The following is a 12,614-nucleotide window of genomic DNA, read 5'->3' on the forward strand; positions in this document are numbered from 1 at the left end:
GGCCCACCCTCCATCGGTAAGACTGTGAATCACGGAACACCGCTCAGTTCAATAAATTAATAGGTCCTGAGCCTAGAGGCGCACCAAGAGAGCTACGTCGCCCCTTTGCGTACCAGTGCTGGTTTGAGAGTCTCTCAACGAGAGCTGTCCATATCTTTTTGATACAGCCATTTATCTCGCTCGCTGTTCTCAGCAGATCTGAATGAAGAGGAGGTTGAAGTCCTCCCGCCTGATTCCACTCATCAAGCTGAGTCATATGCCTACGGGCATTTTCCAACTGAAACTGCCATTGCCGCTGGTCTTCCGGCAAAAACCATCCGGCGTTTGCCCAATATTCTTCTTTGTCTTCCATAGCCGCCCCACGCCAGCCGTCCCCACGCATAAACTGGAGCGACGCGGCGGGCCAGACGTGGGGTTCCGGCGTTCGGCGGCCAGACCTAGCCGCGCCAGCCATCACCATGCGCCCGCCGCAAAAAGGAAACAAGCCGTGAACAGAGCCCGAAGACATGGAACCGGCCGATAACGACATGGCCCCGCTCACGCCGTCACCTCAGCACCCTGCCAGAGCTGCTCGAACAGCCCGTGCTCCTGCTCTGGCATCTGGAGCGTTACCGCATCCACCACCTCGCTCAGATCGCGCTCACTGGCTTTCATGAGAACCGGCAATGCAGAGGACAGGCACCTGACCACCCGCGTCACATTCTCTGAGCGGTACAGAGGAACGGTGCCACCCACTGGCTCCAGATCCACCGCCCGAAGCGTTTCCAATGCCGTAAAGACCTGCACAGCAGCGTCAGCCAGCGTCCCGGACGGCAAGAGCGGCAGCATATCGTGTAGGGCAAGCTCCACGCTTTCGGCCGCAGCGGCATCCAGAGCAGACCGCCTTTGATTCACAATCTCTCCCGGTCCCGTCAAAACCTCGGCAGCGTCCATACGCTGATCCTTGAGACGTTGAGCCCGGCGTATGCGTTGCGCGACCTCATAAGGCCCAGACATGGCCGTAGACACGGAGACAGGCGATTGCGTCGGGCCAGCGTGCATGATCTGCGCCTGATCCCGCAGGATCGCCGCAGCCACCTGCCCGAACCAGTCCGGAGCCTCGGCAATCAGACGGTCATAATCCATCTGAGGACGACCCAGAGCAGCCAGAGCCTCCATCTGAGCCTTATGCCCTTCCGGCGTTGTCGCCCGCTGCACCAGGAGATCATCCAGAAGCTCACGCGCCCGATCGGACACAGCCGGAGCCTCAGGACTGGCAGGAGCCGTCTCCATCAGCTCATCCTTCGCCCGCATCACCTGGACGAACTCACCACACAGAGGGACCAGAACCGCATCAGGAGAAGGCTGGCCTGCAACACAATGGGCCGCATCATTTTTGATCGTCTGCATCACAGGAGCCCTCCCTGCATGTCTTCCAGCAAGGAGCGCATCAGGGCCTCCCGCATATTTCGCGGCACCACCGCATCTCCCAGGACGAGGCGCACGGCCCGGGCCTTGGCTTTAAGACCGTCCCTGCTGGCTGCTCTGGTTTCGCAAACCGCGGACATCAGCATCTGACGCCGAGTCAAAAGCCCACCCAGCTGAACAGAGGTCAAATTACGCGCGGCCTCCATCTGGCGATGACGCTCCCGCTCCGTTGACGCCAGATCCGCGCAAAGCCCGACCAAACGCGCATCAGCAGGAGGCGCACAGAGCGTCACAGAGTCCGCCGCGATGGCATCTGTCCCCGTCATGGCTGCGCCTCTCCCGCTTTCGCAGAAGCCAGCAGGAGTGAGGGGCGGGCATAATGGTGAGGGACAGATTTCGCCGGGCCGTGCAGATACTCCGGCTGGGCCAGTGTCAGGACAGAAAGCAGGAACAGACCTGCACCCAGAACAGCAGGCACTGTCTCAGATACAAGATGCACAGACGCAATCACTGCCCGGCACAAGCCGGACGTGTTAAAGGCATGAATAGCCATTGCCGAGGATCCTCTCGGTATGTGGTTAGGCCGGTAGGGAACTTCCACCTTCCCTACCGGCTGCAAATTTCTTGCCCATATATCCGAACACAGTTACGATCTCTCTGCAATAAAAATCGTATCAGGGTTCTGATTTTGCTACCTGTTCAATGTAAGATGGCGCGCGCCGCCATAGCTTGGGGCGTCCGTGATTTGGCTCGTGAAGCCAATGTATCGCCGGATACGATTGCCCGGCTCGAACGGGGCGACCCCCTTAAAGAGAATACGATCGCAGCCATCCGCAAAGCCCTAGAAGCCGCAGGCGTAGAGTTCATTCCCCAAAACGGAGGCGGCCCCGGCGTGCGGCTGAAGGACTGAAAATGCCAGCCTTTACAGATGCACAGGTTCGCAACTGGATCGAATATGGTGGGGATGATCTCTACCTGTTTTATTCGACAGTCACAGACGAAAGTTTCCCCGAGCTCGGCCCACATGAAAAACGCGAGCTGTTTCTTGAGGTTTTGGAATACTGCCTACAAAAGCGATACCTGCTCCTGAAAGAGCATCCTGAATTTGTAGAGTACAAATATTCAAAGATGCACCCCGGAGAAAAGGGCAAACCCAAGCAGCCCCATACCCCGAAAGAATTTGTAGAATATTACAGAATCTCTTGGCCTGACCCTACTCAGTCAAAAGACTACGACACTGATGTGATGATCAATCTGGAGATGGGCGGCCGCATGTGGTGGACAATTGACGGCAACGAACCGACAGAATGGTTCAACGATTATCCGGAAAACTTTCAGTGGCCGCACCAAGAATGATCTCACGCCAGAGATAAGGATATTGGGAGGTCTCTGACGAAGGAAACATCCCAATAAGCAGCAGTGAATATTGAGAACGTCAGGAGACAAAATGCGCGGCCCTAATACCAAAACACTCCTCATGGCTCTTGCGCTGCTCTCTCCTGCCACCGCCCTGGCAGACGGCGTTTTTCATCCCGCCGGGCAGTCCTATGCCTGCGTGAACCCACGAGCCACGCGCGCACTCGCCAATCACACGGATCCACGCCAGAACGATCCCGGCTGGGTCCATTTCGTCATCACGGACGGCCGCTGCTTTCAGGTGGACCCCAGCGAGAAATGGGAACAGATCAGCCAGGAAAACGGACTGCTCCTCTTGCGCCGAGATCCGCCGCGCACTGGCATGCCCCCGCTGTTCTTCCTTCCTCAGCAGGTATCTTCCGGCCTTCCCATACCTCCTCAGTCTTCTGCTGAGGCTCCAATAGACGGGCCGGGGCAGATTGCCCCTGTAACTCCGGATACGGAAACGTCACAGCCTTCTGGCGAGAACACCGATGTTCTCCCTAGAGGATGGGAAAAACCACGACATGACGCGGAACCTACAACCACCGAAGCATCAGGAGACAATTCTTCACTACTTGAATCCGCGCCTTCCATCTCATCTTCCAACGTTTCGAACTCATCGCCAGATACAGAGACAAAATTTGGCGGTTTATTAATTTTTACTCCACTTTTAATCGGAGCCATTGGATATTTCGCTTTTCGCGAACGTCGCCGGGCCACCCGTGAACGTCGGGCATGGGGAATCATCGACAAAGAGATCCGCAACCAGGCTACGGCCTTGCAGATCCGCCGCCTGCAACTGGTGACGACAGATGCCTATGGCACGATTCATCTGACCAAATGGGCCAAGGAAATCGGCTATTTCTGCAACACCCGTATCCTGTCCCTCCTCCAGATCGAAGGGCTGACAGATCAATGGCCGCCTCTCAAAGCCCGTGCAGAAGCCCGAATTGAGGAGATTGCCCAGCGTACGCCGCCCGGCGCTGTGCTCAATCAAAAGCCCCTAAGTGATCCGCGTGTGTTCGATCCTCAGATGGACCCCTTCGACTACGAACGACACTGTGCCCTGCTCCTGGAGCAAGCCGGATGGGACGCCCGCGTAACACAGGCCAGCGGCGACCAGGGCGCGGACATCATTGCCACCAAAGGCGGCCGGAAGATCGTGGTTCAGTGCAAGCTCTATAGCCAGCCTGTCGGCAACAAAGCCGTGCAGGAGATCTACACAGCCAAGCAGCACCAGCAGGCCGATGAGGCTGTCGTGGTCTCAAACGCCGGTTACACCATCCCAGCCCGTCAGCTCGCAGCCACAACCGGCGTGCATCTCCTGCACCATCAGGAGTTGGCTTCGTTCTGTGAGCGGCTGGCGGCTTAGTCATCATATCAGTTTTGAATGTATAATTTTGGATTCTCGAAATTAATCCACGCATCCATGTCAACATAAAATAGCCGCAAAGTTTGGTTGCGAAAATTCTCAGGTGGAGTAGATAATCCCGAGTAATGCCTACTCCAACTTATCACCTCTTTGTAGATGATAGCGGATCTCGCTTCATCGATCGTCCATCCACCCCTCGAAATGATGGAATGGACTATTTTGCAATGGGGGGAATCCTCATAAAGGCTGAAGAGGCACGTCAAACTACCGTCGATTTAGATAAAATCTGCGAAAAATATAGTATAAATTATCCGCTGCATTCCACAAAAATTCGTTCCAAAAAGAAAGAATGGTCTTGGTTGGGAGACCAAAAACAAAAGAATAAAGCTGATTCATTCATGGAAGACCTTAGTAATTTTTTGTGCAATATTCCAGGACATGCAACAGCTTGTGTAGTTCATAGGCCGGGATACCTAGAAAGATATTCTCATTACCCGGCCCTAGAAAGATGGAAGCTGTGTAAGAGCGTCTATTCTATTCTCATAGAACGAGCTGCCAAAATAGCTTTGAGAGATGGAAGAAAGCTAGCCGTTTACATAGAACAAACCGGCAAGCGTGAGGACGCTGATATTTGCCGATATCATACAGAAATGATAGAGAAAGGAATAAATTTCAATCCCGTTACTTCTTCGAAATATAATCCTCTCAATTCGCAAGATTTTTCTTCATCCCTTTTAAAGAATCCAAATTTTTTCAACAAATCTCTTCGAATGGGACAAGTTGCTGATCTCTTATTGTATCCCTTGGTAAAAGGTAGATATGATAAGAGTTACCTTCCTTATATTAATCTCCACAATTCATGTAAAATTATTGACAATACACTAAAGGAAACCGAGGAGCACCTTGGTGTGAAATACTACTGCTTTGACGGAGTTTAAACAGACAAAAGGCCCGAGAGTATAAACTCCCGAGCCTCCTATCCCGCTGTCATACGACAGCGCCCGGCCTCAGTTGGCCCTATGGGTCGCCTTATAACGACTTACTTGTAACTTTTGAAGCCTCAAAAAGTTTAAATTTATATTTTATCTTATATGACCGAAAATCGTCGAAGATTATCAACTGCTTAATGTCAAAATGTCATAGCTTCACATTTATACTACTTACTGATTACAAGCACGTAAGTCGTCCAACTATCCATGGCAATCTCCCGTTCTTTAAGAAACTCATGGCGTTGATAGACGGCCGCCACACCTTTGATCGTTCCCTGCACATGGTTCAGCACCCGATCCGCCACATGCGGTCCCACCCCTAAACGGGCCATGACCGTCACACCTGTCCGCCTCAGGTCATGCAACCGCCAGCCCGGCGCGGGCAGGGTGCAGACTTCTTTTCCCGACGAATTTTGAGCCTGCTCCGCCTCAATCAGCTTCTCTAGCCGTTCCTTGGCCCCTGAGAAGTCCGAGATGGGCGTTCTGCCGGTATTGGTGAAGACGTAAGGCGAGATAGCTCCCGTCTTTGGATCTGTCTGCCTATGCAGCACAGCCAGCACATGTCGGGCCGGTTCGGAGAGATGGACGATATGGGCTCTGCTGTTCTTCGTCCGTTCGGCCGGGATCGTCCAAGTCGTCAGATCCGGCGATATTTCCTCCCACCGCATCTCCGCAACCTCTGCCCGGCGTTGAAGGGTGAGCATCAGCAACCGAAAGAACGGTCCAAAGGGGTAGGCCATCTGTCCGGCCGCCCGCCATATCTCACCGACCTCCTCATCAGTCAGAACGCGATCCCGCGAGACCTCCCGTCCTTCCACGATCAGGCGGGCAAACGGATTATCCTCCACCAGCTGACGCTTCACGGCCCAAGCATACATGGCGCGGGCATAGGCTTGCAGCCGCCGGGCCGTGGTGGGGTGCTCTGCTGCAATCTCATCCAGCCGCGCCTGAAGCTCAGAGGCGGTCAGGGACTGGGCAGGACGAGCCAGAAACTGCTGGAAATTATACCGGATTCGCTGCGGCCCTTCCTTCCTGTAAACCGCGCTATGCTCCCTGAGCGCCATGCTGGCCCAGCGATCAATCAGGACATCCAAGGTCAGGGCATCTATCGCAGCCTGCGCTACCTTCTCCTGAAGGGAGGTCTGATAGGCCACCACCTCCGCCTTGCGCTCACCCACTGGATCTCCGCCAGCCAGGACGCGCCCACGAGCCTCCTCAGCCATCTTCCGAGCCTGGCAATGGTGACAGTTCCATACTCTCCCAGCTTGAGACGACGGACCTTCCCCGCGTAGCGATACTGAAAGAGGAAGATCTTTGCTCCGGTTGCCGTGACACGGACCAGAAAACCCTTGGTCTCCGTATCCGAAAACAAGGCGTCCCGTTTACCCGGCGGGCAGGTGAGGGCGTCTATTTCCCGTTTTGAAAACCTCATGCCCGAGGCTCCATAACACCTTTAACACCTTCGAAATCGAAAGGTGTTAGTGGAAAAACAGGCAAAAAACACAGTGAAATCAGTATATTATATATGTGAGTAACACTAATAACACCTATAACACCGTAATTGTGTAGCTACCTGAATTTCATTTTGCCCATTTCCCCTATCCGGACCCGCTGACGTGTTTTCGCGGACTCAATCCGGACTCATCTGAAATAGCAACCGGTGCGCTTTGGTGCGTCTCTTTGCATGAACCGTCCCAGACGCCTTTCTGTAAGACGTTGTTATTGCACGTCTTTGCGTTTCTCTGCGTCTTAACTGTATTTCGCCGGGCGTAACTCTTAATCAGCGGGTCCAAGGTTCGAGCCCTTGTGTGCCCACCATGCCCGTCTCCGGTTATTTTCCAGAAATTTCATATTGAATTTCCAAAGCCCGCCAAGGCTCTTTTCGTGCTTTTCGGCAGCCCCTGAAATCCAGAGACTGCCGCGCAAGTTCAGCCCCGGAAATCTGGCAGTTCGTTGACCGTCACGACACGCCACAGGCAGTCGATACGCTCCAGAATGGTGATGGACAGGTTCTGGATCGAAAACCGCAGCGCCGTATCAGGATGCACGCCCAGCGCATGCGCCAAAGCTGCGCGGATGGCCCCGCCATGACTGACGACAACCATGTCCTCACCTTCATGGGCATTCGCCAGATCCTCCAGACCATGCGCCACACGCGTACAGACATCCAGCATACTCTCCCCGCCCGGCGGCAGTTCACATGCGGAAATGGACCAGAACGGATTGGGGGGCAGTCGCAGCAGGGACATGAACTGCGTATGCGGCGTGCCATGCCATTCCCCGATCGACTGCTCGATAAAGCGGTCGTCAATCGTCACATCCTGCGAGAACGCCCCCGCCCTGCGGATTTCGCTCGCAGTATCGCGCGCGCGTTGAAGCGGCGAACTATACCACAGCGCATCGGTCGGCAGACGCCGCGCCAGCGTGGCATAGCCGCCCTGCTGGCTCGCCATTGCCTCGCGGCACAGCGGCACATCGAGCGCCCCATACATTGTCTTGCGCGCACTGGCTTCCACGACCGCGTGGCGGATCATCCAGAACCGGGTCACGCCCTTCGGCAGTTCCGGCGTATCGAGAAAATGCCCGTGCGGGACCGCTTTATCTGTCTGGGTCATACTAATGGGGCGTAACGGGGGACGGGGTTCGCGTCCAGCAGAACATCCCAGTGTTTGAGGATCAGTTCCAGTTTTCCAAGCACCCGGCGCGCATCCATGCATTCGCGCTGTAAGCGGCGCTCCTCGTCCAGCCCTTCATGCGACGGCTCACCCGAAACCAGCCGCGCCCCCGCACACAGACGCAGCGCGCCCGCCGGTCCATCCAGCATCGGATGCGGCACTGGGACGGGCTGCCCCAGAACACAGAGCAGACTGCCCTCCCCTTCCGCCACCCAGGGCGACAGATCCGCATTCAGCCAGCGATGCAGCCGTCGCGCATCTTCCAGCGCAAGAGGCTGACCGGGCACATGAGGGTCCTCCACCAGAAACGACAGGATGGTCGGAACCGCATCCCAGCGCCCGTCATCAAAAGGCGTCCCCATGGGCAGCATAGTCAGGACAGGACGGGCCCGCACCATGGCAACGGCCTCCGTCATGAACCGCGTCAGACGACTGCGAATGACCGGATCGGGCAGCGCAAACAGCGCGTCCATTTCGGCCAGCGCCGCATACCAACGCAGGGCCAGCCCGATATTGTGACCGTTATTGAGCGCCGACGCATCCGCGCCTTCCGGCCACTCATCGCGGTTGCCATAAGCCCGCAATCCCTTCGGAAGCGACAGGGACGGTAAACGGTTGCGAATTTCAAGAGGGAGAAGAATGGCCCCACAGAAAGGTGGGCCCGTAAAGAACTTGGAGCCGGTCACCATGACGATGATTCCCCGCTCCACCCAGTCCGCCACCCGCGACGGACTCAGTCGCGCCTGACAGACATCGATAACGACGCTGAGCTGATCGCCCAGCTCGGTACACAATTCCCAGACAAGATCCATGTCCGGCGCGGCAAGCCCGGTCTTGGACTGGTCCAGCCGATGCAGCAGCACATGACGCCCCTCAGCCGCTTCGCGTCGCACAAGAACCGCACATTGCGCATTGATCTCCGCAACAGGCCGCGCCGTCCCGTCAGCCGCACGGATATCAACACCGATCAGCCGCGTTTCCGGAGAAAACCCTTCGATCACCTCGCCCTTGCCCACCAGCGTGGAGCACGCACTGTCCGTCGCAAAATGTCGACCACAAGCTGCCAAAGGCACCCCGCTGCCCGTTTCATCCGGGGCCAGAAGAATGGACGTCACCGGGCGCTCCGTTCCCGCCGCCACAAGCGCCAGAACCGCCAGTTCACAGTCCGTCCCGGATGCCGACAGCAGAACCGCATCTTCCGGCAGACCATAATGAGCCCCGATCGCCGCACGGGCCCGGCGCACGACACCTTCCTGAACCAGATCCGGGTCCTGCTTGGCAAGCAGCGCACTCATCATGGTGCGTCGAGCGGATTCAGCCCCCCCAAAACCGCGTTCGGACAGCGAAGACGCCGTCGATGACCCAAAAGTGATCGCCCAAGGCCGAGGACGATGGGAGCTGGAATAGCGGTTGAGCCCGGTATGCGGATCAACGGCCAGCCGGGAATCCCCGCCCCCGCTCATCAGGCTCTCGGCGGGTGCCAGAACGGGCCACAACGGGCTCAGAACCCCTTGCAGACGCTCGGCTTCAGACTGTGTGAAAGGCGGCAGATCCGGCAAAAACGCGCTCAGCGTCTCCCAGCTCTGCAAAAGGGCCGGAGCGTCAGGCACGTCGCCCGCAAACACGGCCAGCCAGGCCGGAAGCGGCGCGACATCACCAGTATCCAGCGCATGAAACAACGCCGCCACGCGCGCCGCGGCAAAGCTGGCCAGAAACGGATTGGCGCCCGGCTCCAGCAACCGCATAAGTTCAATCGCATGGCGCAGGAAAGTCGGCGCAAGGCGCGGGGCCTCAAGACATAGTCCGCCGAGCTTGAGCGTCGCTGTACGCAGGCAGAAAGCCTGCCCCGGCACCAGCTCTCCCTCGATCCGGAACGGAAGCGGCAGTGACACATCCAGAACCGGAACCAGCCCATCCGCAATCACCCGCAGATCGGGACGCTCCAAAACATCCGTCAAAGAGCGTGTCAAAGTATCAGCCAGCATGCCTGCCTCTCCTGCCTCCGCACGACTGTGGGATTAGCCCATCCGCCCCGCCAGCGCGAGAGGCGAAAACAGTCCGTGAAAATCATCTTCATGATTTCACAGAAGCTCTCGCAGCGTTATTTGCGCTGTTCCAACAACACTGTAAGATCAAATGACTCTGCAGGGGTCCAGACCCTGATTTTAACCAAGAGGTTCAAATGCGGATTTTGCTGACAGGCGGTTGCGGCTTCATAGGATCGGCCGTTATACGCCATCTGATCCGGAACACGGACCACTCGGTCCTGAATGTTGACTGCATGACTTATGCAGCCTCAGAAGACACCATCAGCGAAGTCGCAGGCGACCCCCGCTACTCCCATGCGCGTGCGAACATCGTGAACGGTGTGGAAATGCAGCGCCTGTTCGAGGAATATCGCCCCGACGCCGTCATGCATCTCGCGGCGGAAAGCCATGTGGACCGCTCAATCGACGGCCCCGGCATTTTTATCCAGACGAACGTCGTCGGCACCTACTCCCTCCTCGAAGCGGCCCGCAAATACTGGAACACGCTGGGAGACGCTGAAAAGAAAGCCTTCCGCTTTCATCATATTTCCACGGACGAAGTCTTCGGCCATTTGGAGCCCAACGATCCGCCCTTTACGGAAACAACCCCCTACGATCCCCGCAGCCCGTATTCGGCCTCCAAGGCGTCGTCCGACCATCTGGTCCGTGCCTGGTTCCATACCTACGGCCTGCCGACCTTCGTCACCAACACCACCAACAACTACGGCATCTGGCATTTCCCGGAAAAGCTGATCCCGCTGGTCACGATCAATGCGATCGAAGGCCGCGACCTTCCGGTTTACGGCAAAGGCGAAAACGTCCGCGACTGGCTGTTTGTCGAAGACCACGCCGAAGCTCTGGTCAAGGCGGTCGAAACCGGCAAACCGGGCGAAACCTATGCCATCGGCGCCCGCCAGCCCCGCACGAATCTTGAAGTCGTCAAGAAGATCTGCGCCATCCTCGACGAGCTTCAGCCCGACCCGGCTGGCCCGCGCGAACGCCTGATCCGCTTCGTCACCGACCGTCCCGGCCATGATTTCCGCTACGAAATCGACCCGTCCCATGCCGAGAAGGAACTCGACTGGAAAGCAACGCACGATTTCGAAAGCGGCATCCGCAAGACGGTCCAGTGGTATCTCGACAACCGCGCCTGGTGGGAAGGCATCCGCTCCAAGCGCTACACAGGCCAGAGACTGGGAGCCAGCAAGTGAGCACCATCGAGACCAAGCCCATGAAGGGCATCATCCTCGCCGGCGGTTCGGGCACACGCCTGTATCCGATGACGATGGCAGCCTCCAAGCAGCTGCTGCCGGTCTATGACAAACCGATGATCTACTATCCCCTCTCCACGCTGATGCTGGCGGGAATCCGGGACATCATGATCATCACGACGCCCCATGACATGCCCCAGTTCCAGCGTCTTCTAGGCGACGGCTCGCAGTTCGGCGTGACTTTCGAATATCGCGTCCAGCCCTCCCCGGACGGTCTGGCACAGGCCTTCCTGATCGCCGAAGACTGGATTCAGGGTGCACCCTGCGCGCTGGCGCTGGGCGATAACCTGATTTTCTCCGAACATCTCGGCGTCCTGCTGCGCGCAGCCTCCAACCGCCCCGAAGGTGCCACCGTCTTCGCCTATCAGGTCCGCGATCCGGAGCGTTATGGCGTGGTCTCCTTCGATGAAAGCGGCCTCGCCCTCAAGGTCGAGGAAAAGCCGACCCATCCAGACTCCAACTGGGCCATCACCGGGCTCTATTTCTACGATCACCGCGTCGTGGACTTCGCCAAAAAAGTGAAGCCTAGCCCCCGGGGCGAACTGGAAATCACCGACCTCAACCGCATGTATCTCGAAGAAGGTACGCTTCAGGTGGACCGTCTGGGCCGCGGCTGCGCTTGGCTCGACGCCGGTATGCCCGACAGTCTGATGCAGGCCGGAACTTTCGTGCAGACCATTCAGTCCCGCCAAGGCATGCTGGTCGGCTCTCCCGCCGAGGTCGCCTTTCGCAACAAGTTCATCAATGCTGATCAGCTTCGCGATCACGCCAAGAAGATGGGCAAAACCGAACTGGGCCGCCTGCTTCTGGAACTGGCCAACAGCTGATTTTGTTCCCAGGGTTCCTGGTCCGCTGAAATACGCGACCGGAACCCTTTTTTAGAAATTTTCACGGCAGGATTTCAGCATGAAGGTCGAACGTCTTTCCATTCCAGAGGTCATTCTCGTTACGCCTCCCCGTTTTGGTGACAATCGCGGCTTCTTCTCCGAGACCTACAATGTTGATCGTATGAACGACGCTGGCATTACCCTGCCTTTCGTTCAGGACAACCAGAGCCTGTCGCGCCAGAAAGGCGTCGTCCGTGGCCTGCACTGCCAGCTGGCCCCCTATGCGCAGGGCAAACTGGTGCGCGTCACACGCGGCGCCATCTGGGACGTCGCCGTCGATGTCCGCACAGGATCGCCAACTTACGGCCAATGGGCAGCCGCTGAACTGTCCGCAGAAAACTGGTCCCAGCTCTGGGTGCCGCCGGGCTTCCTGCACGGTTTCGTGACACTCGAGGAAAATACGGAAGTCCAGTACAAATGCACTGCGCTCTACAGCAAGGCGTCGGAACGCGCGGTCATCTGGAACTGCCCGGAACTGAAGATCGACTGGCCCGTTTCCGAAGCTGATGCCGTCCTGTCCGACAAGGATCTGGTCGCACCGCATTTCTCGGAATCCAAAGGCTGGTTCCAGTACGAAAAGTGAGCATG

Annotated in this window: 12 protein-coding genes and 1 pseudogene; 7 read left to right on the plus strand and 6 right to left on the minus strand. The window is 57.2% G+C overall.

The genetic code is table 11. The annotated features are described in order from the left end of the window. Positions 1–537: 537 nt before the first annotated feature. Genes JK213_RS03080 through JK213_RS03090 form a run of 3 tightly spaced genes read right to left on the minus strand, consistent with a single transcriptional unit; the run spans position 538 to position 1,960 of the window. Positions 538–1,389, minus strand: a complete 852-nt coding sequence (locus tag JK213_RS03080; protein ID WP_194260976.1) for a hypothetical protein — start codon at positions 1,387–1,389, stop codon at positions 538–540. Further along, the gene (locus JK213_RS03085) at positions 1,389–1,733 is read right to left on the minus strand and encodes a hypothetical protein (RefSeq protein ID WP_194260977.1); all 345 of its coding nucleotides are present in this window, start codon (positions 1,731–1,733) and stop codon (positions 1,389–1,391) included. Before JK213_RS03085 ends, JK213_RS03080 begins: the two co-directional genes overlap by 1 nt. Continuing rightward, entirely contained in the window at positions 1,730–1,960 is a 231-nt protein-coding gene (locus JK213_RS03090; RefSeq protein ID WP_194260978.1) for a hypothetical protein, read from the minus strand. The genes JK213_RS03085 and JK213_RS03090 overlap by 4 nt, the downstream gene beginning before the upstream one ends. A 156-nt stretch (positions 1,961–2,116) precedes the next feature. Here JK213_RS03090 and JK213_RS03095 point away from each other — a divergent pair, with 156 nt between their 5' ends. From JK213_RS03095 to JK213_RS03110, 4 genes are all read left to right on the plus strand, one after another. Continuing rightward, the gene (locus JK213_RS03095) at positions 2,117–2,317 is read left to right on the plus strand and encodes a helix-turn-helix transcriptional regulator (protein ID WP_194261304.1); all 201 of its coding nucleotides are present in this window, start codon (positions 2,117–2,119) and stop codon (positions 2,315–2,317) included. A gap of 2 nt (positions 2,318–2,319) precedes the next feature. Next, entirely contained in the window at positions 2,320–2,763 is a 444-nt protein-coding gene (locus JK213_RS03100; protein ID WP_194260979.1) for a hypothetical protein, read from the plus strand. Between the two features lie 91 nt (positions 2,764–2,854). Then, positions 2,855–4,177: a restriction endonuclease gene (locus JK213_RS03105; RefSeq protein WP_194260980.1), complete on the plus strand. Its 1,323-nt coding sequence runs from the start codon at positions 2,855–2,857 to the stop codon at positions 4,175–4,177. A gap of 125 nt (positions 4,178–4,302) precedes the next feature. Next, entirely contained in the window at positions 4,303–5,115 is an 813-nt protein-coding gene (locus tag JK213_RS03110; RefSeq protein WP_194260981.1) for a DUF3800 domain-containing protein, read from the plus strand. Positions 5,116–5,333: 218 nt separating this feature from the next. Here JK213_RS03110 and JK213_RS03115 read toward each other — a convergent pair. From JK213_RS03115 to JK213_RS03125, 3 genes and pseudogenes are all read right to left on the minus strand, one after another. Further along, a pseudogene (locus JK213_RS03115) lies at positions 5,334–6,598 on the minus strand (tyrosine-type recombinase/integrase). A 496-nt stretch (positions 6,599–7,094) separates the two neighbouring features. After that, positions 7,095–7,781, minus strand: a complete 687-nt coding sequence (locus JK213_RS03120) for a histidine phosphatase family protein (RefSeq protein WP_194260982.1) — start codon at positions 7,779–7,781, stop codon at positions 7,095–7,097. Continuing rightward, positions 7,778–9,826, minus strand: coding sequence for a hypothetical protein (locus tag JK213_RS03125; protein ID WP_194260983.1), 2,049 nt, complete (start codon positions 9,824–9,826; stop codon positions 7,778–7,780). Before JK213_RS03125 ends, JK213_RS03120 begins: the two co-directional genes overlap by 4 nt. Before the next feature lie 197 nt (positions 9,827–10,023). Between JK213_RS03125 and rfbB the strand changes: the two genes are divergently transcribed. The 3 genes from rfbB to rfbC all read left to right on the plus strand — a co-directional run bounded on the left by rfbB (position 10,024) and on the right by rfbC (position 12,609). After that, entirely contained in the window at positions 10,024–11,079 is a 1,056-nt protein-coding gene (gene rfbB / locus JK213_RS03130) for a dTDP-glucose 4,6-dehydratase (RefSeq protein ID WP_194260984.1), read from the plus strand. A 20-nt stretch (positions 11,080–11,099) separates the two neighbouring features. Further along, positions 11,100–11,966 (plus strand): glucose-1-phosphate thymidylyltransferase RfbA, encoded by an 867-nt coding sequence (gene rfbA / locus JK213_RS03135; RefSeq protein ID WP_194261305.1) that lies wholly within the window; start codon positions 11,100–11,102, stop codon positions 11,964–11,966. A 79-nt stretch (positions 11,967–12,045) separates the two neighbouring features. Next, positions 12,046–12,609, plus strand: coding sequence for a dTDP-4-dehydrorhamnose 3,5-epimerase (gene rfbC, locus JK213_RS03140; RefSeq protein ID WP_194260985.1), 564 nt, complete (start codon positions 12,046–12,048; stop codon positions 12,607–12,609). Positions 12,610–12,614 lie beyond the last annotated feature (5 nt).

Origin of the sequence: Gluconobacter sp. Dm-44, assembly GCF_018256175.1 — a bacterium.
Taxonomy (GTDB): domain Bacteria; phylum Pseudomonadota; class Alphaproteobacteria; order Acetobacterales; family Acetobacteraceae; genus Gluconobacter; species Gluconobacter cadivus.